This window comes from Bradyrhizobium macuxiense (assembly GCF_007993935.1).
GTDB lineage: Bacteria > Pseudomonadota > Alphaproteobacteria > Rhizobiales > Xanthobacteraceae > Bradyrhizobium > Bradyrhizobium macuxiense_A.
Genome location: NZ_VITY01000017.1, coordinates 164563 through 186148, shown reverse-complemented (window position 1 = coordinate 186148; position 21586 = coordinate 164563). Strand labels below are relative to the sequence as shown.

Here is a 21586-nt window from a genome sequence, read left to right as displayed (position 1 = left end):
CGCGCTACTACGGATCGGGTGCCGGCATAGTTAAGGCGGACGCGAGGAGCGGAGTCATGCGCATCACATCCCTGCTTCGACGCTGTTTGCAGACAGGCCCGGACTCGACAGCGACTGTCTTTCGAGGACGCGAGACGAATTGGCGCGATACTTATGAGGAGATCCAAAAAGGAGGAGGCGCGATGCAGCGCCTCGGCGCAACTCCGGGAGACCGTGTTGCGGCACTCGCGCTGAATAGCGATGTATTATTTCGTGCACTTTTTGCAATCCCATGGGTTGGCGCGGTCGTCGTGCCGCTGAACACGCGCTGGTCGGTTCCTGAACTTAGTCGTGCACTTGAGGACTGTGATACGACGATATTGCTGGTAGACGAAAATTTCTTGAACGAAGCTAGCAGGCTGAAGGCGTCCAATGAGAGGTTGAAGGTGGTCTATATCGGAGCGGGTGAGTGCCCGTCGGGCTTTCTCGACTACCGACGGCTCGTCGCCGCCGCAAGCCCGGTACCCGAGCACCAAGGGAGTGGTGATGAACTGTTCTGCGTTCTATATACCGGCGGCACCACTGGTCATCCCAAAGGGGTGATGCTGTCCCATACCAACCTTTTTGTCGCTTCGCAGTTCTGGCTTTCGACCTGCCATTTTAGCAGCGAGACGAAATACCTGCATATTGCAGGTTTTTTTCATATCGTGGCGACTGTACCTGCCATCGCTGTGATGATGGTGGGAGGGTCGCATGTCATCGAGCCGAAGTTCGATCCGGTTCCCACCATGCGCGCCATTCAAGAAAGCAAGGCGAATTTCGCGACGTTTGTTCCGGTCATGATCAACATGATGCTTCAACATCCGGATTTCGATCGGTACGATCTGACAAGCATGAGGCAATGCGTCTACGGCGGTTCGCCGATTCCGGACGCCTTGATCGATCGGATGATCGAGAAGCTGCCAACTTGGCAATTCATACAGGGCTACGGGCAAACCGAGTCGAGCGGAATTCTGACGAATCTCCCTTGGCACTCCCATTTCGGGCAAGGTTCCGCGTGCAAGCGCAAGGCGACGGGCCTTCCAGTATATGGCGTGAACCTCAAGATCGTCGACCCCGAAGGCAAGGAGGTAGAGCCAAACGAGCAGGGGGAGATCGTTGTTTGCGGTCTCAACGTGATGCGTGGATATTGGGGTAACGAGGAGGCGACCAAAGCCACGATACGGGACGGCTGGCTCCACACAGGTGATGCGGCACGAATGGATAATGAGGGGTTCATTACCGTGGTGGATCGGATTAAGGACATGATCGTGACCGGAGGCGAGAACGTCTTTTCGATTGAGGTCGAAAATGCCGTGGCCGCTCACCCCGCCGTGAGCCAATGCGCGGTGATAGGAGTGCCGCATCCGAAATGGGGAGAATCTGTCCACGCCGTTGTCGTATTGCGCGCAATGATGTCGGCTACGGAAGAAGAACTCATCGATCACTGTCGTCCGCTAATCGCGAACTACAAATGTCCGCGTAGCGTCGAGTTTGTGTCCGAGATGCCGATGTCCGCTGCGGGAAAGATCGTCAAGGGGCCGCTTCGCGAAAGGCACTGGCGCAATCAACCTCGCAGGGTGAGCTGACGATCGATACTGGTATGGGCCAATCATCGAATGCCTCAACATTGAGCGCCGCGGCCCGGATACTGCCGCCTCGAGCGATTGGAATTGAGCGGGTTAGAGACCGCGCGATGATGTCGCACAGGTTCACTTCGAGCGACGCCACTTCGTTCTCGGGCTGACAGGGAAAGTCGCGGCTACGCTCTCCAGCCTATGGCTACGACCGGGCGCATGCTGAATTCTGTCTTATTCCTCACCCAGAGCAGCCGGCGTCCGTTGACGTTGGCAGGTTAGGTCGGCTCAGTTCGCGTGAGGTCAAATCGCGCAAAGCAGCGTCTTCCATCAGAGGCGCACCGAAAGGAAAAACAGCGGCAGCTGTGCCTCCGGCTATTCGGAAACAATCCAGTTGCGCAGGCCCTCGATTGCACGAAACCCATCGGCCGCGTAGCAGCGGATCGAGGGCATGACGGCCTGTGCCATCTCGGCGAGCGCATGTCCGGGACCGAGGTCCAGCACCCGCGTGATCCCGAGCTCTGGGAGCGCCGTCAGCGTCGCCGCCCAGTCGATCGGCTGAGCGACCTGGCATGCGAGCTTTGCCGTTGCGCGGCTTGGCGTGAAGATGCGTTCGCCATCGCCGCCCGCGAGCAGGATACGCTGGCCTGAGACGGGGAAGCGCTTGCTGGCGTCGAACGCCTGTTGCAGCGGGTCGCAGGCCTGCGCGAGCCGTGATGTGTGTGAAGCGATTTTCACCGCAAGAAGCCCGCTGCGCACTCCCGCTGCTGCGGCCTCATCGCAGAGCGCGATCACATCAGGCTCTGCGCCGCCGACCACGAAAAGAAGGTCCGGATTCCTGATCGCGATCTCGCAGCGGTGTTTTTCGAGCAGCCGGTCGAGCATGGTCTGGTCGAGCCCGCGGACATAGCCGAGGCGGCCATCCGGTCCCGACGCGTTGTCCATCAGCCCTGCGCGAATCTCCGTCAGCCGCAAGGCCTCGTCGGCGGTCCATATTCCCGCAACACTCCAGGCCGCCATCTCTCCGACGCTGTAGCCGGTGACGGCAGTCTCGCCGGTGAGCAGGTCGGCGAGGCAGGCATGAATCGCGAGAGCTGCCGTGACGGTCAGGATCTGGCTGACGCGATTGGCGGACAGTTGGTCGGCGCTTCGTGCCCTGACAAGCGTCCGTGGATCCTCGCCGAGACGGGCCGTAGCTGCGGTGAAAACCGGCTCCGCGGCGGGCTGACCGGCGACCAAATCGAAGATCGTGTCGGAGAGGGTGCCTTGTCCGCCGCAGAGCAGTGCGAGCATCAGCGTTCCATCCGGTCGATGAACAGCGCCATGGCCAGGAGGTCGGCCGAGCCGCCGGGGCTCAGATTGCGGGCTACGAATGCGCGATGAATGTCGGCGGCGCGCTCGCGCCAGCGGAACGATCCGACGCCTCCGGTGGCCAGAAATGCCGATGCGCTGGCTTGCGCAAAGCGCAATCCTTCCGCGCCGCCGCGATGCAGCAGATTGGTATCGGTGACCTCGGCGATCAGCGTCATGCAGGTCTGAACGCGCACAGCTTCCTCATCATGTGGTGCCAGCGTCCGCGCTGCATATAGGGCGGGAAGGGCGATGTCATAGACGGAGCGGAAGCCACCGGCTGCTTCAGCCCGGGCGCCGCCGGCGCCGTGGCTGCGTGCGGCCACCGAGCCATGACTGCGCAGCGAGACCGGGCCGGACAGGATGGCGTCGCCCCAACGTTGCGACACCAGCTCGCCGAGCGACTTCCGGATGCCGAGCGCGCCGCGATATCCGGCCGCGGCGCACAGCAGGCCCAGTCCGAAGATCGCGCCGCGATGCGTGTTGACGCCGGAGGTCGCAGCCATCATGGCGCGCTCCGCGGCAACGCCGATCGCGCGCAGCCGGTTCATGCCGGCACCCTCGGCGCCGGCGGCCGCCAGATCGCCGAAGAAGGGCGCCAGCGTGTCGGCGCTCAGGTACAGCAGCGCGGCGTCCATATCCGCGTGCGCGCCGTTGTCGAGATGGCTGACCAGGCCCGGCTTCGGATAGGTAGCGACCTCGAGCTTCAGGCACAGCGAAGCAAGCTGACCGATCTGCTCCGCATCGGATTCGCGTCGAGGCTGTGACTGCCATTTGAGTGCGGCGTTCATGATATGCGACCCGAGAGAAACGCTGCGCGCGTCGTGCCGGTGACGCCGACAGGTCCCTTCACGATGACTTCGTCCTCGTCGCTACCGGTCAGTTCGCGCCACTGCACGCCGCCAGCCCAACCGACGATCTCTCCATCGAGCCGCATCGGCGCCCGCTCCGCAATCGCGGCGATGTCGGACGGCAGGGTGTGCGCTTGCCGGGCTGACGACAGCGGCCAAAGCAGATCGAGGTCCGAACTGTCAGAAAGATAGGGCAGTCCGGTGAGGTGCTGCCACGCCAGGCTGCCGAAGGTGCGGGTCTCCGGCACCAGCCGCACGAGATGCTCGATCGTCTCGCGCCACTGCGCGGGCGCTGTGGCGGCCGCGTCAGTGAGCAATGGCGGCGGGGCGGATGCGACGATGTCGCCGCGCGCGAGCGCCAGCGCAATGCGTCGTTTGCCGTGGCTCGGCGGCAGCGGCAGGCCGAGCGCAATTATGCCCGCTCCATCGCTGCACGCCGGCCGCCGGACAATGAGCGGACGATCCGCGCGCGCCCAGCCTGCGATGATCGGCTCATCGGCGAGTTCGGAATATCGGCGCATCGCGGCGCGCCATGCCGCGGCCGAGACTTTCACCATGGTGTGGCGATCCAGGGCGTCAGCCATGTTGCGCTCCCTGCGGCGCGGACGCCGCGAGCATGACCACCCGGTCGGCGATTTCGGCAGCTTTCCGCCGTCCGCCGCGCTCGGCACCGAACCGGTCGCGTTGGTCCGGCGCCTGCGGGCGCTCGAGGATGGCGGCGAGCTGCGGCGCCAATGGCGATTGATCGTCCAGGACCAGGTGAATGCCGCCGGTTTGCACCATGTTCTCGAGACCCGGAGCGAACACCGGGGTCGCTTCCGCCTTGGCCTTGAGCACATCGATCGGAAGCTTGGTGACCCGCGCCATCGACGGCAGATCCATCACCGCCGGATGCGCGCCGGGCAGCGCGACCAGCGTGCCAGTGGCAAGCGCGGTGGCGATGAACGCGCCGGCCGCGCTGCCGCCGTAGAGCAGGCCGACCGTGCGGTGTCCTTCCGCTTCCGCCAGCAGCAAGGCCTTGGCGAGATGCGCCAGGTATTCGCTGAGGCCGAGCAATTCGTCGCGCCTGCTCATGCGCTGGCTTGAAGAATCCACTAGGAACAAGATCGGCGCACGATCGCCCGATTTGATGATCTCGATCACGCGCCTTGCGAGCACAATCGCCTCGTCGACGCCGAGTGGCTGTCCCCGGGTGATGCCAAGCACGTGGACCAGGCCTGCACCGGCAAGGACCGCCGTTCCCGAAATCATCGCGCCGGCAACGCCGATGTCGCTGCCGTTCGGAAACAGGCCGGCCAGGATGTCATCGAGCGTCATCGGCATTCTCCCTGTTGTTCGCCGCGGCAAGAAACGCGTCGGTCGGAAGCGCGGGGATGTCGGTCGGCTTGTCGATGCCGAGCGCCTGCCAGACATCGACAGCGTCCCTGGCCGCGCCGAAGCGTTGCAGCCGCCGCTCCAGGCGCGACTGCTCGGCTTCGAGATTCGCCACACCGTAACCGCGCGTGACCTCGAGCGCATCGATCGCGGCCTGCCGAACTGCCTGCGCCTCGTCGTCGACGAATGCGTCGGCGCCGCCGATCAGGTAGCGGTGCTTGCCGCCCATCGTGCGCCAGACCAGCGCGCGGTCGCGCGAGTCGAACTCCTCGATGCCCTTGTTGGTCTCGATCACCTCGGGACCGCTGACGCTGATCCGGCCCTGTTCGGAGACGATCAGGCGCGAGCAGGTGCCGGCGATCAGGCTGCCGCCGCCATAGCATCCGGCGCGCCCGCCGATCACACCGATCACGTTGACGCCTGCGCGCCGCGCCTCGACGATCGCGCGCATGATCTCCGCAATCGCGAGCTCGCCGGCATTGGCCTCCTGGAGGCGCACGCCGCCGGTGTCGAACAGGATCAGCACGTCCTGCCGCAGCGTGCGGGCCGCGCGTAGGAGGCCAGTGAGCTTGGCGCCGTGCACCTCACCGAAGGCGCCGCCCATGAAGCGTCCTTCCTGGGCTGCGACGAAAACCGGCGAGCTGTCGAGACGGCCGCGTCCGATGACGATGCCGTCGTCGAATTGCTCCGGCAGGTCGAAGATCGCCAGATGCGGGCTCATCTCGCGCTGCTCGGGACCGATGAATTCGACAAAGCTGCCGGGATCGACCAGCGCATCAATGCGCTGCCGGGCGCTCGCCTCGTACCAGCTCAGCGAATCCGTGTTGGCGGTGGCTGCGGTCATCGCTCCGGCTCCTCGATCTTGCGGACGCCCTGGGCGAGGCGCAACGCGACCGTGTCGGGCCGGGCACCGCCGTCATTGATGGAAATGCGCAGGCCTCCGGCAGGGCGGCGGTCGACGAAGTCGCGCACCACAGCCTCCCAGACCGCGCCGAAGCCATGGGCCGCAGTTGTGATGTCGATCATGCAGCTGTCGGCCGGCGCTGCGCGTTCCAGCAGCACCTCGAGATTGCCGGAGGCGACGACGCCGACGATGGCCTGCATGCGGGTGCCGCCGGCGCGCGTCGAGGCGGATAGTCGGAAGCTGAGCGTTTCCATGCGAAACTCCTCACCAGTTGCGGAAGCGGCTGGGCGGACGATAGAGGCCGCCGGAAGCCAGCATGAGATCCTTGATCGAGCGGGCGGCGAGCAGGCGGCGATCGGCGTCGAGCGGATCGATGCCGAGATCTTCGGGGCGCCGGATCACGCCGCGTGCGCGCAGCTTTTCGACCAGCTTCGGATCGCGGGCGCGGCCGATGTCGGTGTAGCCGGCAACACCGCGGATGGCCTGCTCGCGCTCGTCCTTGTCCCGGCACATCAGGAGGTTGGCGATGCCTTCCTCGGTGACGATGTGGGTAACGTCGTCGGAATAGACCATGACCGGCGCGAGATCGAGCTTGAGCGCGCTTGCGAGCTCGAGCGCATCGAGGCGCTCGACGAACAGCGGCGCGTTGCGCTCGCCGAAGGTTTCGCCGATCTGCACCACGAGCTTGCGGCCGCGGCGCAACGCGGCGTCGGACCCGGGCGCCGCCTCGGCGCCGGCCTTGAGCCAGGGTTCGCTCGGGTGCCGGCGGCCGCGCGGGTCGGAGCCCATATTGGGTGCGCCGCCGAAGCCGGCGATGCGGCTGGTCGTCACCGTCGAACTGTGGCCTTCGAGGTCGATTTGCAGGGTCGACCCGATGAACATGTCGCAGGCATAGAGGCCCGCGGTCTGGCAGAAGGCGCGATTGGAGCGCAGCGAGCCGTCGGGCCCGGTGAAGAACACATCCGGGCGCGCGGCGACGTAATCCTCCATGCCAACTTCCGATCCGAAGCTGTGGATCTGCTCGACCCATCCAGCTTCGATCGCCGGAATCAGCGTCGGGTGCGGATTGAGCGCGAAGTGGGTGCAGACCTTGCCCTTGAGGCCGAGCTTCTCGCCATAGGTCGGCAGCAGGAGCTCGATCGCGGCGGTGTTGAAGCCGATGCCATGATTGAGCCGGCGCACGCCATAGGGCGCGTAGATGCCCTTGATGGCGAGCATCGCGGTCAGGATCTGGGTTTCGGTGATCGCCGCCGGATCGCGTGTGAAGAGCGGCTCCACATAGAACGGCCGTCCTGCTTCCACCACGAAATGCACGAGGTCGCCGGGGATATCGACGCGCGGCACCTTGTCGACGATCTCGGTGACCTGGGCCACGACGAGGCCATTCTTGTAGCTCGTCGCCTCGACGACGGTCGGCGTGTCTTCGGTGTTGGGCCCGGTATAGAGGTTGCCATCCTTGTCGGCGCTGACAGCCGCGATCAGCGCGACGTTCGGCGTGAGATCGATGAAGTAGCGCGCGAACAGCTCGAGATAGGTATGGACGGCGCCGAGCTCGATCTTGCCGCCGAACAGCATCCGCGCGATGCGTGCCGATTGCGGGCCCGAATAGGAGAAGTCGAGCCGGCGCGCGATGCCCTTCTCGAAGATGTCGAGGTGCGACGGCAGCACGATGCCCGACTGCACCATGTGGAGATCGCTGATTTCGGCAGGGTCGAGGTTCGCGAGCGACGAGGCGAGGATGTCGGCCTGCTTCTGGTTGTCGCCCTCGAGGCACACCCGGTCACCTGACCGGATCACCGACTTCAGAAACGCAGGCAGGCTCGGGATCGGGACGACCTTTCCGTTGGCGTGTCGTTGGCCGGCGGCCAGGCGCTCGCCCAGCGCGGCCTTTTGCATACCCCAATCGCTCATTTCGGGCTCCTCGGCATGCGAGATTGGCTTCAATGCCGGTGAATGTATGCGTATTGCCTTCGAATGTCAATTAGTGTATACTAATTGCCATAAGATAGCGAAATTCGCATACACAGGAGGAAATTGACGATGCGAATGCATACCAAGTGTCCAGGTCCTGCCGGCCGCCAAATGCTCACAGCTGGGAGGCGCCCGTGACCATTTCCGGTGTCGCGCTGCTCGCGATCTGCACCCTGCTGGGGGGCTTCCTGGGAGACCTGCTCGGCGTCGCCCTCGGCGTGAAGGCCAATGTCGGCGGCGTCGGCATTGCGATGATCTTTCTGATTGCGGCCCGGCTCTGGCTGGTGCGCCGCAAGCTGCTCAGTCACGGGCTCAAGACCGGTGTCGAGTTCTGGGGCAGCTTCTACATTCCGATCGTGGTTGCGATGGCCGCGCAGCAGAACGTCGTCGCCGCGGCGAAAGGCGGCCCGATCGTCATCATTGCCGGCGCCGGTGCCGTCGCGGTGTGTTTCGCGATGGTGGCCCTGATCGGCCGGCTCAGCGGCCGGGTCGAGACGATGGACGAGATCGAAGCGCGCGAAGCCGAGACGCTTGCCGCGCCTGTGCCTCAGTTCAAGTCCGGGAGGGTCGCATGACCATGCTGTCTCACGTGCTCGTCGCGAATTCGCTGATCACCGCGTTCGCCGCAGTCGGAATCCTGATGTGGCTCTCCGGAGCGATCTCGAAATACTTCACTTTCGGGCGCATTCACGGCTCGGCGATCGCAATCATGCTGGGTCTCGCGCTGGCCTTTCTCGGCGGCCTCTTCACCGGCGGTGAGAAGGGCGTCGCCGACCTGCCGGCGCTGGCCGGGATCGGTCTGATGGGCGGCGCGATGCTGCGCGACTTTGCCATCGTCGCCACCGCCTTCGAGGTCGACGTCGTGCATGCGCGCAAGGCCGGACTGATCGGTGCGGTCGCGCTCGGGCTGGGAACCGTGGTCCCGTTCATTCTCGGCGTTCTCGTTGCCGCGGCGTTTGGCTACACTGATGCCGAATCATTGACGACGATCGGTGCCGGCGCGGTCACCTACATTGTGGGACCGGTCACCGGGGCAGCAATCGGTGCATCCTCGCCGGTCATCGCGCTTTCGATCGCGACCGGTGTGTTCAAGGCGGTGATCGTGATGATCGGGACGCCGTTCGTCGCCAAGATGATCGGCCTCGACAATCCGCGGAGTGCGATGGTGTTCGGCGGATTGATGGGCACGGTCAGCGGCGTTTCCGGTGGACTTGCCGCGACCGACCGGCGTCTGGTGCCTTACGGAGCGTTGACGGCGACATTCCATACGGGATTAGGATGTCTGGTCGCACCGTCCATCCTTTACTTCGCGGTGCGTGCGATCACAGGAGGCTAAATGGCGGGTTTGCTCAAGGTCGCGACTGATCCGGAAGACGACGGCGGATTGCTCTCCGACCGGATCCGGAACGCATTGACCGACGAGATCGCGTCGGGCGCGCTGGTTGCCGGTTCGGCCCTGGAAGAACAGCAGCTCGCCGATCGCTTTGGCGCGTCCCGCACGCCGGTGCGGGAGGCGCTTCGGCAGCTCGTGGTCAGCGGTCTCGTGGAGGTGCGCGGCCGCCGCGGCCTCGTCGTGGCGCGGATGACGCCGGAGCGCATCATGGACATGTTCGAGACCAGCGCCGAGGTGGAGGCGATGTGCGTCAGGCTCGCGACCTATCGCATGACGCCGCTCGAGCGCAGCGATCTGATCGAGCTCCACGAATCCTCGCGGGCGATGGTCGAGGCGAGCGACGTCGATGCCTACGACGCCTTCAACCGCCAGTTCCACGAATGCATCTACAGCGCGACGCACAACTCGTTCATGGCGGAGCAGGCGCAGGATGTGCGCGCGCGGCTCAGCGCCTTCCGCCGCACGCAACTGCGGCAGGGCGACCGCATCCGCAAGTCCCGGGATGAGCACGAGGCCATCATGCAGGCGATCGCGGAAGGCGATGGCGAGACCGCATCGCGCAGGATGCGTGCGCACATGTTGAACGCCGCAGCGGCGCTTCGACGTTATATCGATGATCGTGTCGGAGGTCTGGCCGACGGGACCTTACCCGATGAAATCTCACAATTGCGGTGATCGGCCGCCATTGGTTTTGAAGCAAATCGTCCCGTACGGAAATCGCAACACAAATGAAGCGTCGAATACGCTGGAGACGGCCGTAGTCGTTATGCTGGTTGGTCCTTGCAGACGAGGTCTTGTGGCGCTTATGGCGGGATCGTGTCCATTTCTATGGTCATCGAAATGGTGGCGGGGGCACTGGAGAAGCCCTTTGTGGCCGAGTCCGGGGGGCGTGAAACGCGCCGACCAGGCCTACAGTCAGTCAGGATTCAGGACATTGCTCATCATACGGACGTGATCGTCTATTCGCTGAAGCACGGAAGTCGGCACGACCCCGCGCTCGGGGAGTTTCCACCAATGCGCGTTTACTGAGGCTACAACCTCTTCTACGGCCAGTAGTACGGCCTTTTCCGGAAGTCGCGCGCGGTTGCTGAACTTGCGCCAAACGATCGGAGTAAGTGCCTTAAATGGCTTCTCGCCACCCAGGGAGAGCGCCATCTGGTCTTTTGGAAGATATGGGACCGAGGACAATACGTCATATACAGGGGCAAGCGCAGGGGTCAGTCCGTCGCCAGGATATATCGTCGACCAATTCTTGAGATGCATGTCGCCATTTCCAATGAGCGCGGTAAATGCGAGGCGACGTACGAACTCTATCGCAGCCTCCATCGACACCGCTACGTTCAATGCATTGGCGATATCGTGATACGAAGCTCCGTCGTATTTCCGGGAAGGCGGGAGGCCGAAAATTTGAGCGAAGTCTTCAATGTGAATGCGTGTACCTTTAGCGCCCCGGTCAAAGCGTTTGACGAGGAGCACCTTGCCGGTGGAGAGGGTGTTGAATTCTTCGGGAATCCCCTCGAAATCGGACTTGTCGACTAGCTCGCGTTCGGGCACCTCCATTCCCAGCGCCTCGGAGAGAGCGAGCATCGCAAATTCATTCTCCGACAGTCCTATGTGATTGGTTGATGGGAATTTTGCGATGTATTGGCCCTGTCCATCGCCGATGCGCAATGTCAGTCCCCCCTCCTTGCCTGTGTTTTTCATTACCGAGAGCTTCATTTGTACACCGGCCAGAGAGAAGCGGGCCTGGATGGCTCCTGCGGCGCCTGGAGGAGGGGATGTGGCGCTTCCGTCAGTTGGCAACACGCGCACTGCACCAGGCAGATCGCCGCCGAGTGCCGCTAGCAGATCAAAATCGTTCCCGGGACGGACTTTTCCAGCGTGGTGTTTCTCCATTGCTTCGCGGAGCCGTTCTTCGGGTAGCATGTTCGCAAAGAATGCGGGGAGCGCGTGCAATGTCGGTTTTGGATCGTTGCGGAGTCCTCCGTTTGCGGACCTGAAAGACAGGCTCACTATGGGCGGCTTTCCGAGCTTTCGGTATTCCGTTTCGAGGCTGAAAGCGTTGAAGTCACCAGGAGTTCGGACGATCGTGCCTACTTTGAGGTCGTGCAGGAATACGTCCAACGATTGAATCTCGTTAGGGGCACTGATTTTAGGCATGATCATTATCGTCAGGTTCAATGGTGAATGCCGGGTGGTCGTCGTCTGCAGAAGGGCGGAGCAGCGCTTGCACTGCAGGCACCATGGCTTGCGGGATCAGCATCAACTCCATACCGAGCGCGCGAGCGATATTGATGAGTGTAGTCGCGCGAGCCGCCGCTCCGCCGTTCTCGATATCGCGATAGCTAGGCCGGGAAATGCCTGCACGCTCGGCGACCTGCTCTTGCGTGAGCTTTGCCTGCCTCCTGGCATCCTGCAGGATCTTTCCCAAATCACGTATCGCATCAAGGGATTTCATGATGGGTTTTCCTATCTTTTAATACTAAAAGATCGGTTTATATATCATTCTGCGCCAAGTAGGTCAAACCTATTGATAGGTAAAGCTATCTTTTTTGGAAATATGATATCTAAACCTTCCATCCTCGCGTCTGGCTTCTCAGCACCGGCATCGCGCTCAAACCGCGAGAGCGTGAGCCCACAGCCGCATTTGGGCGCCGGAGTACGCGCGCGCGACACGTCGCCTCAGCGATGGAAGCTGTCGCTAGAGTCGGTCATCTCTACCAGCATATCGTCGAAGCCGGCTTGCCTTCAAAATAGAGTGCGCTGCTGCGCTCGTAAGGGTCCGTGCATTTTGCTTGTGTAGCGGCGCCGTTCGGCGTGCGCGCATCGTTTTCCGCGATGTTCTGGTCATCAGACTGCGGAAAGCGATCGTCCTTAACCGCGGTTGCGTTTCAATCGCACATAATCGACCCTGTATTGGGAAGGATCACGGGATCATCGGATCGGAAACAGCATCCGATCCAGGAAAATGCGATAAATGAGTTCTGGGCGGCCGGCGCGATGGCGCGCGCCTAAACCGCACTCCTCAACGAATCCACGGTCTTTCAAAAGTGTCAGGAGCCGCCGGGCACTCCGCGGTTGGATGCTATAGCTTTTTGCAAGTTCCGCGGAGGTAAAGCCGTTTGGATCCAACTCTTGGAACACGACTCCCAGCCGACGAATGACAGCAGGCGAAACTTGCAGATTACGCGCGGCTTTCAGGTCGCTTTGTCTCTCTTCGCGAGCTTCGTTCGGGTCCATTTTTTCAACAATGAAGGCGGTTTGCTGGATTTGAAAATATCGAGTGGCTGGACTGCTAGTTCGCTGCTGCGCCTGCCTTGCAAAAGCTTCCGCCTGATCGGCATTTGGTCCGATACCGATGCCCAAAATGAAAGCGGGATCACGCACGGATACGCTTGATAAGGGGAGCGCTTTCAAGTGGCGATCTATCGCACCTCTTGTCGTTATCCAAAGTGCTTCATTCAAATCGATCTTAACGATGCGGCCGCCAAGCAAGTCCGAACATAACCCGGCCGCCTTCGAAAGTCGCTTGGTCGAGTGCTTCCCACGTGTGTTCGAAGCCGAGCGCTGTGACAGCACGCATATCGCAACTTGTGACGCCTCGGCCTGAACCAATTCGTGGCGAAGCTGAGCCCTCAGAAGCGCCTGTCGCACTGAGATACGGGCATGATTTATTCGGAAAACCGGAAGTCTGGACGCTGAAAGAGTTTCGAAGACGCTCCTAATGCATGTGAAACAGTGCTCAATTTTGCCTTGTTCAAGTAATGAGCGATGGGTGGAGATAATGCGGTCAAGGTTGATCTCGCTTGAGTCGCTATCGATCTCGAGTGGAATGACGTGATAATCGTCCGACAATCGTAGCTCGTCGTAGGCTTCGCTGACGTCGCGCTCTGCCATGCAATCGAAACTGAACTTGGGAAATTGACCAGTATATCCTTTACCCAACGCTACAAGCGCGAGCGCGCGAAATAGATCTGTCCCTTCGTGCGGAATATAATCGAGATTGTCCGGCGCGAAGCCCGCAGAAATGGCGAGTCGATATGGAAGGCGCCCGCTGAAAAGGATGACCGGACAGACTGGCTGAAGCGCGCGAACAAGCTCCGCGGTCTCGCGTGGCGACTTATATTTCGCCACTACCAGGATCGAATTTAGTCCGATTTCCTCCGCGACCCGCTCGATCATCGCGACAGTATCGTCAGGTCCAACAACGCCAATCAAAGCAGCTTTCCTTCGCTGACATGGCCTTGAGGAAATGTCATGGGGCCCATGGCCGTAATATGACCGTAATTTTTATTGACTCAAGCGCTCCGAATGACCTTAATAGGACCGAAATATAGCACGTCAGTTGTTTCGGAGAGATGCCAATGGGATGCGATGTTTCTGAACGGGGGGCGCGTTCCAAGACGCAGCTCGTGGCAGACAGGCGCGAGCTCCATCGTTTAGCAGAGCCCGGCTGGTGCGAGGTCTTCACGGCCAGCAAGGTCGTGAAAGTCTTGCAGGAATCGGGATGGCAGGTTCGTTGCGGTGCTGACGTCATTTCGCGGGACGCTCGAATGGGCCTCCCTCCGCAACGCACTCTCGATTTTTTTCTTAACCGGGCGTTGGATCATGGGGCGGATCCCGTCACGGCCGAAAAGCTCCGAGATGGATTCACCGGCGTTGTTGGCACTCTAAATGGTGGAGCGGCCGGACCGGTCATCGCGTTCCGGTTTGATCTTGATGCCAACAATGGAGGTGAGGCGACGAGTCGCGACCACCGGCCAGTCCGTGAGGGCTTCAGTTCTATCCACGAGGGCTTTCACCACAATTGCGGGCATGATGGTCATACGTCGATGGGCCTTGGTCTTGCGCGGACCCTCGCTCGCATTCGCCACGAACTGGCTGGTGAGATACGTTTGATATTTCAACCGGCAGAGGAGGGGTTGAGGGGCGCGAAGGCTATGGTCGCGGCTGGCGTTCTCGACGGCGTAGATTACTTCGTAGGCTGCCATCTCGGCGTGCAGGCTCTTAGTGTCGGAGAAGTCATCACGGGCTACAAAGATATTCTTGGCAGCATCAAATTAGACGTCAATTTCACGGGTAAGAGTGCACACGCCGCGATCTCGCCGCATGATGGCCGCAATGCCGTCCTCGCCGCATGTGTCGCCGCACAGAATCTGATGGCTATTCCTCGCCATGGCGATGGGGACACGCGCGTCAATGTCGGTCGCATATCCGGCGGAGACTCGCGAAACACAGTTCCGAGTTCTGCTGACCTCTCGATAGAACTGCGCGCGGACAATGCCGATACTCTCCAATTCCTGAGAGATACCGCGGCCCGAGTTGTTGCAGGCGCTGCATTGATGCATGAAGTGACTAGCCGCTCCGACTTGGTCGGTGAATCGCGAGCGGCGAGCAGCGACCCGGAGTTGGCGAAAATCGTCCATGAGGCGGCGCGCGAGGTCCCACAAGTCAAGGCGATTCGGGACTGCGTTGAGTTCAGAGGCAGCGACGACGCCGCCGAAATGATGCGAGCTGTTCAAGGCCGTGGCGGGAAGGCTGTATATTTTGGCATTGGTACAGAACTAAGCGCAATACACCACAATCCTCGCTTCGACTTTAACGAGGATGCCCTCCCGATCGGACTCGAAATCCTGGAGCGGCTCACTTGCTTACTAGGCGCGCCTGGCAGTGGAGCGCGTCCTCGCAATTGAACGCGCGAACGCATCAGTTTGAGCGTGTTGATGCGTTTGGCTTCGAATTCGCGGTTTACTCTTGCGGTCCTGCAAGGCAGACAACAACCCCAGAGATATCTGATGTCAGCACAAGTTCAATCATCCGACCGGGGCGCCTTGTCTGTCGCCACGGTGCGCAACCCTTGGAAAGAAATTTGCGCGGCTAGCATCGGCAATGCGCTCGAATTTTACGATCTGCTTATTTATGGCTATTTCGCTGTGGTCATCGGCAAACAGTTTTTTCCCACGGCTGACGAAACGACGTCGCTGTTGCTCAGCGTTGGCACATTCGGAATTTCCTTCGTGATGCGCCCGCTGGGCGCGATTATCCTAGGCTCGTATACTGATCGGGCAGGGCGCAAGGCGTCGCTAACAATGTCAATTGCGATTATGATGGCGGGTACGGCGATCATCGTTTTCGCGCCGACATATTTCCAGATCGGCATCCTATCACCGCTGACCATCATCGTCGCACGTATGCTGCAGGGCTTTTCGACCGGCGGCGAATTCGGCGCAGCAACGGCCTTCATGGTAGAGCATGCGGATTCCAAGCGACGCGGCTTCTTCGCAAGCTGGCAATCGTCAACGCAAGGGTTGGCGACCGTGCTTGCGGCCGGCGTCAGCGCACTTATCAGCTACACTCTGACAGAGAGTCAGGTGAACGATTGGGGCTGGCGGGTCGCCTTCGGCGTTGGCCTGCTGGTGGGGCCGGTTGGTCTGTACATCCGCAGCCAGATAGACGAGACGCCAGAATTCACAAAACTCGCGGCTGTCAAACAAGACAACTCGCCGCTGAGCGCGGTACTGGTACGTGACCGCATGAATCTATTGCTCGGCATAGGCGTCGTCGCAGGAGTTACCGCGTTCAACTACGTTCACAAGGTGTACATGCCGACTTATGCCTTGACGCAATTGCATATTCCGGCGACCTCTTCGTTTGTCGGCGCATTGGTGACCGGCGTCGTTTTGATGGTGACGGCGCCGTTGTTCGGCACGCTGTCGGATCGCTATGGCCGACTTCGGGTGCTGTCGATTGCGGTGTTGATGGCTTGCCTCACTTCGTATCCGCTCTTTCTGATGCAGACCCTGTGGCCGACGGTGATCACCCTGCTCGCGGTGCAGGCATTGGTCGGTCTGCTGATCGCAGCGTGTCTTGGGCCGATACCTGCAATGCTTTCGGAGATATTCCCGACCAACACCCGCGGCACCGGATTGGCACTGACCTACAACTTCTCAGTCACGTTCTTCGGCGGATTCGCGCCTTTGATCGTCACCTGGATGATTGCCGCGACCGAAAACAAGATGGCGCCCAGCTTTTACGTGATTGCGACGTCCATCATCAGCATTACCGCCCTGCTGGCTCTCGGTCAGCGCTTGGGTGCGGTGGACAAGTTTTCGCGCAGTGGAACTCCCAGCGCTGACCATGCCGCCAGGTCGGATAGCTCCTACAGCGAGCTGATTTCATGAGAACGCTACCGCCGGGAGGGCTTCTGCGGCGCAATCTCGGCGGCTCTTTATTCGCTGAGGGGAGGTGCCAAGACCGCATCTGCCCATGATTTCAAGGTGACGTTCTACAATACCCCTGCGGGCACGTTTCCTCGTCGTTTTCACCAAGAGATTCACGAATATTTTAGCGAGAGGCCCGAATGAGCAGACGACGCGAGCATGATCTTTTGGGCGAGCGAGACGTTCCCGCGGCTGCCTACTATGGCATCCACACTCTGCGTGCGGTGGAGAATTTTCCGATTAGTGGAGCCCCAATCTCGAACTATCCAGATCTAGTTGCGGCGCTGGCTTCCATCAAGTCAGCTGCCGCACGGACCAACCGCCATCTAGGTTTGCTGGATGAGACGCGTGCGGATGCCATCATCGCTGCCGCCGACGAAATTAGGACGGGCCATCTAAATAAGGAATTTGTAGTTGACGTCATCCAAGGCGGGGCCGGGACGTCAACCAACATGAACGCCAACGAAGTCATCGCAAACCGCGCACTGGAATTGCTGGGGCGCGCTAAAGGTGACTATAATTTTCTGCATCCCAACGAACACGTAAACATGAGCCAAAGTACGAACGACGTCTATCCGACGGCGCTCAAGCTTGCGTCCTATTCCGGGATCATGCGGCTCGTAGAGGCTATGGCGACCTTGCGTCAGGCTTTCGAGGTGAAGTCCGAGGAATTCAAGGGCATCGTCAAAATGGGGCGCACTCAGTTGCAGGATGCCGTTCCAATGACTCTCGGGCAGGAGTTTTCGACCTATGCAGTGATGGTCGGAGAGGACGAACAGCGGCTGAAGGAAGCGGTGCTTCTGGTTTGTGAGATTAACATGGGCGCCACTGCGATCGGCACGGGCATCAATGCGCATCCGGACTATGCTCGTCTAGTTTGTCAGCATTTGCGGACGACGACGGGTATTCCGGTCGTGACCGCTTCAAACCTGATCGAGGCGACCCAGGACTGCGGCAGTTTCGTGCAGCTCTCCGGCGTTCTGAAGCGGGTAGCGATCAAGCTTTCGAAAACCTGCAACGATCTGCGTCTGCTGTCTTCGGGACCTCGAGTGGGACTTGGCGAGATCAACCTGCCAGCGATGCAGGCTGGTTCCAGCATCATGCCGGGCAAGGTCAACCCGGTCATACCGGAGGTCGTCAACCAGATTGCCTTTGAGGTGATAGGAAACGACGTCACCGTGAGTTTTGCGGCTGAGGCCGGTCAACTGCAACTGAATGCCTTTGAGCCGATCATCGCCCACAGCCTGTTCAAGAGCATCACGCACCTTCGGTCAGGCTGCTTGGCGCTAGCTACGAGGTGCGTGAATGGGATTACCGCCAATCGCGAGCATCTGCTTCGAGGCGTGGAAAGATCGATCGGAATAGTCACCGCGCTTAATCCATATATCGGTTACGCCAATGCGACGAAGATAGCTCAAGAAGCACTCATCACAAGCCAAAGCGTTTACGACTTGGTGTTGGCAAAGAAGCTGCTCACCCCTGAACAGCTTGATCATATCCTCGAGCCCGAGGTGCTGACCCGTCCGCGATCGTTCTCGGGGCCTGTACAAGGCGGTGCGGACGAAAATCCGTCCAGCTAGAATGGCGTTGGAACAGCGGAGCGGGCGGAGGGTACGCTTGACCGGGCTGGGGCGAGCATCATGCCCCCGTGGCGCTCAAACTTTCGCCAGTCGAGCCCGCATGTGGACCGATCGGGCGGCTACCGCCGCGACCGTGCGCTCGCCCCACGACGCCCTTTCAGGCTGAGCTACGGGTGTTTACCGCTTACGCAGTGCTTACCGGATTTCCGTGCGAGTGAACCCCAACGCGTAGCGCTCGCAAGCCATTGCTATGCAACACCCTTTTCTCCTCACCTTTCGCATCAGCCGGGCTTGACGTCTGCCTTGGGAGGTTTTTGTCAGCGAATTTCTTGCAGGTGATGCGTGTGCCCGCATTGTGCCCCGTTAATTTCGGGGCACATCAAGAGGGAAAGTATTTTTTAAGCTATTGATTTTATTGGTCTAATGGTGGACGCACAAGGGATCGAACCTTGGACCTCTCCCGTGTGAAGGGAACGCTCTCCCGCTGAGCTATGCGTCCGGGATATGACGTGCCAAAGGCCGCTGGTCGGCGGCCGGTCGAAAAGTGGCGCTTCGTCAGAGCGTGCGATTTACGAAGTGCCGGGTAGGGGTGTCAAGCCAAACCCTGCGTAAATCAGGCTCCCTGCTGACGGGCGCGGGAGGCGTGCGACTGCAGCGCCCGGATGCGTTCGGCGAGCGTGCCGCCGCCTTCGGGCATCCCGCTGCCCGGCGAGACGCCGTTTGCGGCACCGTTGGCCGGCTTGGCGGCGGGCTGCGAGGCGATCTTGGCCGGCACGGTCGGCTCCGCCGCCAGCATGGCCTCGATCGCCGAATTGGGGCCCTCGAGCTGGATCGCGAGCTTGGCCACCTCGGCCGCGATGTCGTTGATGCGTTCGCGCAGCAGCGCGTTCTCCATCCGCTCGGTCGCCCAGGAGCTCTCGGCCTGCTGCTGGATCGCGTTGATGTCGCGCTGCAGCTTGCCGCGTTCGTCGCGGGCTGTGCGCAGTTGCTCCTCGACTGCGGCCTTCTCCTGGCGCAGCTTCTCGAGCACGGACGATTTGCCGCCGCCTGCTGCGGCGATCTCCTCGCGCAGCTCCTGCACCGTCCGCTCGGCGGCGGCGTTGGCCTGCTTGAGCTGGCCGTTCTCAAATTCGCGCTCGGCGAGCAGCTTGCCCTGGGTCGCAAGCCGCGTCTCGAGGTCGCTGACGCGGTTGCCGAGCATCTCGGCTTCCTTGACCTGGACGATCAACTGGCGGTCGAGGTCGGTGACGCGCTGGCTCAGATTCTCGACCCGGCCGCGCGCATCGGTGAGATCGCGCGTCACGGTTTCCGACTGGCTGCGCTCCTGGGCGAGGCGGGCCTCGGTGGCCGCGAACTCCCTGGCGGCGTCGCCGACCCGGTTCTTCAACTCCTCTACCTGGGTCCGCACCGCGACCAGTTCGACCTGGCGGCTGTCGGCGGTCATCGAGCGGTCGCTGAGCTCGGCGTTGATCCTGCCAAGCTCGCCCTGCTTGTCGGTCAGCGCCTGCTCGGCGGTGCGCAGCAGCTCGGTCTTGGCGCCGAACTCCTCCTCGGTGGCGCGAAGCTGCTCCTTCATCGCCTTCTCGCGCGCCTCCATCGCGAAGATCGCGGCGTTCTTCTCGCCCAGCTCGATCTTCATGCGGTTGATCGCGTCGGTCTTCTTGCCGAGCTCGGCGAGCTGGCTCGTGGTCTTGCTTTTGAGCTGGTCGACGCTCATCTCGAGCCGGCGGGCCGACATGGCGAATTCGGCGCGGAGCTGGTCCTTGTCGGCCTGGATTTCGGCCATCGACAGCGGGGTGGCCGCCTCCATCCGCCGCGTGGTCAGCCGCACCGCCCGGTTATGCACCAGGGGCACGATCATCAGGCCGCACAGCATCGAGATCAGGAAACCGATCGCCGCGTACATGATCGGCTCGATCATGAAGGGTCACTCCAAAGAAAGAAGGAATTTGTTAATCACAATGCCACGGCGGGCCAGCCGAAGGCCAGCCCGTTTGCCACGTTAAGGTGAATCGCTAACGGTGCCGGCGCGCTTGGCGCATCACCCAACCGGGGGCTTGCGACCTAGAACGGGTTCCAGGTCGCGCGTGGGGTGTATTTGAGATAGCCGACGCTGGCGCCGAGCCTGAGGCCGATGCCGGAGCGAATCGGGACCAGCACGATGTTGTTGGCGGTCAGTGCCGTCATGCCGAAGCCGCCGACGATATAGGCGGAGCCGTCGATGCCGACGAAGCGCTGGTAGATCGCCTGCGTCGAAGGCAGGTTGTAGACCAGCGTCATGGTGCGGGCGCCGTCGCCGCCCCAGTCGAAGCCGACCGAAGGACCCTGCCAGTAGACCCGGAGGTCGCCAGCGTTCTTGGTGTAGAGCGTGCCTTCGCCATAGCGCAATCCGGCCACGAACGCGCCGGAGCCTTCCTCGCCGAGCACATAACCGTTGGGCAGACCCCATTGGCTGACCGCGCGCTCGATCACGGAGGCGAGCCCGCGCGAGACGTTGCCGAAGAACTTGTGGCCGGCGCCGACCAGTTCGTCGGGCCCGTAAGTATACGGGGTCGGTTCACGCTGCGGCGGCGGATATTGCGGTGGTGGGGGCTGCTGCGCGGACGCCCCTGCGCTCCAGCACATCAGCGCGGCAAACGCGACCGCGGCAAGGCGTGATGCGAAAGTCATTAAGAACCCCTGCTATCGAAATCCGGGCGTTGCCCTTTAACCTGATGCCAACAGGCACGGCTCTAGGTTGCGCCCGGTGTCCCCTCGACTCGGATGTTATCGGTATCAACTATGACGGCACAACGGCAGGAAAGATATGGATCACGCCGGGGCATGGCGTTTTTCGGCCTGTTGGCGGGCATTTTGGCGGCCATCTGCCCTGCTTTGCCGGTTCAGGCCACCACGACCGAGCGCGTGGTGACGAACCGCTACTCCGGCCTTGCGATCGAGGGATTCGATCCGGTCGCCTATTTCACCGACGCCGCCGCCACCCAAGGGCGGCCGGAATTCGAGGCCGCCGAAAGCGGTGCGGTCTGGCGCTTCCGCAACGAAGGCAACCGCGCTTCGTTCGTGGCGCATCCTGAAATCTATGGTCCGCAGTTCGGCGGCTACGATCCGACCGATCTGGTGCGGGGCGTGACCTGCGCCGGCAATCCGCGATTCTGGGCGGTCGTTGGGAACAGGCTCTATCTGTTCAACCGGGAACGCAGCCGCGATGCCTTCGCCGCCGATCCCGCGCGCTTCCTCAAGGAAGCCGCGGCGCGTTGGCCGGAGCTGGAAGAAGATCTCGCGCAGTAGTCAGCTCTTTGTTTTGAGCATGATCTCCGCGCAAACGCGTTCCGCGTTTGTCGCGAGGGA

At 61.5% G+C, this 21586-nt stretch carries 20 protein-coding genes and 1 tRNA gene; 8 read left to right on the top strand and 13 right to left on the bottom strand.

Features of this window, described 5'->3' with window-relative positions; translation table 11 throughout:
* Positions 1-56: 56 nt before the first annotated feature.
* Complete coding sequence (locus tag FBZ93_RS34775; RefSeq protein WP_146991919.1) at positions 57-1607, top strand: long-chain-fatty-acid--CoA ligase; 1551 nt, start codon at positions 57-59, stop codon at positions 1605-1607.
* Positions 1608-1970: 363 nt separating this feature from the next.
* Here FBZ93_RS34775 and FBZ93_RS34770 read toward each other — a convergent pair whose 3' ends face one another.
* Genes FBZ93_RS34770 through mdcA form a run of 7 tightly spaced genes read right to left on the bottom strand, consistent with a single transcriptional unit; the run spans position 1971 to position 7985 of the window.
* Positions 1971-2888 (bottom strand): acyltransferase domain-containing protein, encoded by a 918-nt coding sequence (locus tag FBZ93_RS34770; protein ID WP_146991918.1) that lies wholly within the window; start codon positions 2886-2888, stop codon positions 1971-1973.
* Positions 2888-3736, bottom strand: a complete 849-nt coding sequence (gene mdcB / locus FBZ93_RS34765; protein ID WP_146991917.1) for a triphosphoribosyl-dephospho-CoA synthase MdcB — start codon at positions 3734-3736, stop codon at positions 2888-2890. The genes FBZ93_RS34770 and mdcB overlap by 1 nt, the downstream gene beginning before the upstream one ends.
* Positions 3733-4380 carry a malonate decarboxylase holo-[acyl-carrier-protein] synthase gene (gene mdcG / locus FBZ93_RS34760; RefSeq protein WP_146991916.1) on the bottom strand — a complete coding sequence of 216 codons (648 nt, stop codon included), beginning with the start codon at positions 4378-4380 and terminating at the stop codon, positions 3733-3735. The genes mdcB and mdcG overlap by 4 nt, the downstream gene beginning before the upstream one ends.
* Positions 4373-5113 carry a biotin-independent malonate decarboxylase subunit gamma gene (gene mdcE / locus FBZ93_RS34755; protein ID WP_146991915.1) on the bottom strand — a complete coding sequence of 247 codons (741 nt, stop codon included), beginning with the start codon at positions 5111-5113 and terminating at the stop codon, positions 4373-4375. The genes mdcG and mdcE overlap by 8 nt, the downstream gene beginning before the upstream one ends.
* Positions 5100-6014 carry a biotin-independent malonate decarboxylase subunit beta gene (locus FBZ93_RS34750; RefSeq protein WP_146991914.1) on the bottom strand — a complete coding sequence of 305 codons (915 nt, stop codon included), beginning with the start codon at positions 6012-6014 and terminating at the stop codon, positions 5100-5102. Before FBZ93_RS34750 ends, mdcE begins: the two co-directional genes overlap by 14 nt.
* Positions 6011-6328 carry a malonate decarboxylase acyl carrier protein gene (mdcC, locus tag FBZ93_RS34745; RefSeq protein ID WP_146991913.1) on the bottom strand — a complete coding sequence of 106 codons (318 nt, stop codon included), beginning with the start codon at positions 6326-6328 and terminating at the stop codon, positions 6011-6013. The genes FBZ93_RS34750 and mdcC overlap by 4 nt, the downstream gene beginning before the upstream one ends.
* Positions 6329-6338: 10 nt before the next feature.
* The gene (gene mdcA, locus FBZ93_RS34740; protein ID WP_146991912.1) at positions 6339-7985 is read right to left on the bottom strand and encodes a malonate decarboxylase subunit alpha; all 1647 of its coding nucleotides are present in this window, start codon (positions 7983-7985) and stop codon (positions 6339-6341) included.
* Positions 7986-8179: 194 nt separating this feature from the next.
* Here mdcA and madL point away from each other — a divergent pair, with 194 nt between their 5' ends.
* From madL to FBZ93_RS34725, 3 genes are read left to right on the top strand one after another with little or no spacing between them, the layout of a single operon-like run.
* Positions 8180-8620 carry a malonate transporter subunit MadL gene (gene madL / locus FBZ93_RS34735; protein WP_146991911.1) on the top strand — a complete coding sequence of 147 codons (441 nt, stop codon included), beginning with the start codon at positions 8180-8182 and terminating at the stop codon, positions 8618-8620.
* Complete coding sequence (gene madM, locus FBZ93_RS34730) at positions 8617-9381, top strand: malonate transporter subunit MadM (RefSeq protein WP_146991910.1); 765 nt, start codon at positions 8617-8619, stop codon at positions 9379-9381. The genes madL and madM overlap by 4 nt, the downstream gene beginning before the upstream one ends.
* Positions 9382-10113: a GntR family transcriptional regulator gene (locus tag FBZ93_RS34725; RefSeq protein WP_146991909.1), complete on the top strand. Its 732-nt coding sequence runs from the start codon at positions 9382-9384 to the stop codon at positions 10111-10113.
* A 240-nt stretch (positions 10114-10353) separates the two neighbouring features.
* On the opposite strand, the gene FBZ93_RS34715 is transcribed toward FBZ93_RS34725, so the two are convergent.
* From FBZ93_RS34715 to FBZ93_RS34705, 3 genes are all read right to left on the bottom strand, one after another.
* Positions 10354-11598: a type II toxin-antitoxin system HipA family toxin gene (locus FBZ93_RS34715; protein ID WP_146991908.1), complete on the bottom strand. Its 1245-nt coding sequence runs from the start codon at positions 11596-11598 to the stop codon at positions 10354-10356.
* Positions 11591-11896 carry a helix-turn-helix domain-containing protein gene (locus FBZ93_RS34710; protein WP_146991907.1) on the bottom strand — a complete coding sequence of 102 codons (306 nt, stop codon included), beginning with the start codon at positions 11894-11896 and terminating at the stop codon, positions 11591-11593. Before FBZ93_RS34710 ends, FBZ93_RS34715 begins: the two co-directional genes overlap by 8 nt.
* Positions 11897-12372: 476 nt before the next feature.
* Positions 12373-13656 carry a hypothetical protein gene (locus tag FBZ93_RS34705; RefSeq protein ID WP_146991906.1) on the bottom strand — a complete coding sequence of 428 codons (1284 nt, stop codon included), beginning with the start codon at positions 13654-13656 and terminating at the stop codon, positions 12373-12375.
* Positions 13657-13802: 146 nt separating this feature from the next.
* On the opposite strand from FBZ93_RS34705, the gene FBZ93_RS34700 reads away from it, so the two are divergent.
* The 3 genes from FBZ93_RS34700 (at position 13803) to aspA (ending at position 18238) form a co-directional block, all read left to right on the top strand.
* Positions 13803-15131 (top strand): amidohydrolase, encoded by a 1329-nt coding sequence (locus FBZ93_RS34700; RefSeq protein WP_167529350.1) that lies wholly within the window; start codon positions 13803-13805, stop codon positions 15129-15131.
* A gap of 102 nt (positions 15132-15233) precedes the next feature.
* Positions 15234-16619 (top strand): MFS transporter, encoded by a 1386-nt coding sequence (locus FBZ93_RS34695; RefSeq protein WP_146991904.1) that lies wholly within the window; start codon positions 15234-15236, stop codon positions 16617-16619.
* 179 nt (positions 16620-16798) lie between these two features.
* A complete protein-coding gene (aspA, locus tag FBZ93_RS34690) occupies positions 16799-18238 on the top strand; it encodes an aspartate ammonia-lyase (protein WP_146991903.1) in 1440 nt (479 codons plus the stop codon).
* Positions 18239-18662: 424 nt separating this feature from the next.
* Here the strand turns inward: aspA and FBZ93_RS34685 are convergent.
* From FBZ93_RS34685 to FBZ93_RS34675, 3 genes are all read right to left on the bottom strand, one after another.
* Positions 18663-18737: transfer RNA gene (locus FBZ93_RS34685), tRNA-Val, on the bottom strand.
* Positions 18738-18851: 114 nt separating this feature from the next.
* Complete coding sequence (locus tag FBZ93_RS34680; RefSeq protein WP_146991902.1) at positions 18852-20159, bottom strand: hypothetical protein; 1308 nt, start codon at positions 20157-20159, stop codon at positions 18852-18854.
* Between the two features lie 143 nt (positions 20160-20302).
* Positions 20303-20908 (bottom strand): DUF1134 domain-containing protein, encoded by a 606-nt coding sequence (locus FBZ93_RS34675; protein WP_050420523.1) that lies wholly within the window; start codon positions 20906-20908, stop codon positions 20303-20305.
* A 153-nt stretch (positions 20909-21061) separates the two neighbouring features.
* On the opposite strand from FBZ93_RS34675, the gene FBZ93_RS34670 reads away from it, so the two are divergent.
* Complete coding sequence (locus FBZ93_RS34670) at positions 21062-21526, top strand: YHS domain-containing (seleno)protein (protein ID WP_146991901.1); 465 nt, start codon at positions 21062-21064, stop codon at positions 21524-21526.
* Positions 21527-21586: the final 60 nt, after the last annotated feature.

Coding starts and splice junctions, on each gene's coding strand:
- FBZ93_RS34775 (WP_146991919.1), top strand. CDS start 57: ATGCGCATCACATCCCTGCTTCGACGCTGTTTGCAGACAGGCCCGGAC.
- madM (WP_146991910.1), top strand. CDS start 8,617: ATGACCATGCTGTCTCACGTGCTCGTCGCGAATTCGCTGATCACCGCG.
- FBZ93_RS34715 (WP_146991908.1), bottom strand. CDS start 11,598: ATGCCTAAAATCAGTGCCCCTAACGAGATTCAATCGTTGGACGTATTC.
- FBZ93_RS34725 (WP_146991909.1), top strand. CDS start 9,382: ATGGCGGGTTTGCTCAAGGTCGCGACTGATCCGGAAGACGACGGCGGA.
- FBZ93_RS34680 (WP_146991902.1), bottom strand. CDS start 20,159: ATGATCGAGCCGATCATGTACGCGGCGATCGGTTTCCTGATCTCGATG.
- mdcA (WP_146991912.1), bottom strand. CDS start 7,985: ATGAGCGATTGGGGTATGCAAAAGGCCGCGCTGGGCGAGCGCCTGGCC.
- FBZ93_RS34675 (WP_050420523.1), bottom strand. CDS start 20,908: ATGACTTTCGCATCACGCCTTGCCGCGGTCGCGTTTGCCGCGCTGATG.
- mdcC (WP_146991913.1), bottom strand. CDS start 6,328: ATGGAAACGCTCAGCTTCCGACTATCCGCCTCGACGCGCGCCGGCGGC.
- mdcB (WP_146991917.1), bottom strand. CDS start 3,736: ATGAACGCCGCACTCAAATGGCAGTCACAGCCTCGACGCGAATCCGAT.
- FBZ93_RS34750 (WP_146991914.1), bottom strand. CDS start 6,014: ATGACCGCAGCCACCGCCAACACGGATTCGCTGAGCTGGTACGAGGCG.
- FBZ93_RS34670 (WP_146991901.1), top strand. CDS start 21,062: ATGGCGTTTTTCGGCCTGTTGGCGGGCATTTTGGCGGCCATCTGCCCT.
- FBZ93_RS34710 (WP_146991907.1), bottom strand. CDS start 11,896: ATGAAATCCCTTGATGCGATACGTGATTTGGGAAAGATCCTGCAGGAT.
- mdcE (WP_146991915.1), bottom strand. CDS start 5,113: ATGACGCTCGATGACATCCTGGCCGGCCTGTTTCCGAACGGCAGCGAC.
- FBZ93_RS34695 (WP_146991904.1), top strand. CDS start 15,234: ATGTCAGCACAAGTTCAATCATCCGACCGGGGCGCCTTGTCTGTCGCC.
- aspA (WP_146991903.1), top strand. CDS start 16,799: ATGAGCAGACGACGCGAGCATGATCTTTTGGGCGAGCGAGACGTTCCC.
- FBZ93_RS34770 (WP_146991918.1), bottom strand. CDS start 2,888: ATGCTCGCACTGCTCTGCGGCGGACAAGGCACCCTCTCCGACACGATC.
- mdcG (WP_146991916.1), bottom strand. CDS start 4,380: ATGGCTGACGCCCTGGATCGCCACACCATGGTGAAAGTCTCGGCCGCG.
- FBZ93_RS34700 (WP_167529350.1), top strand. CDS start 13,803: ATGGGATGCGATGTTTCTGAACGGGGGGCGCGTTCCAAGACGCAGCTC.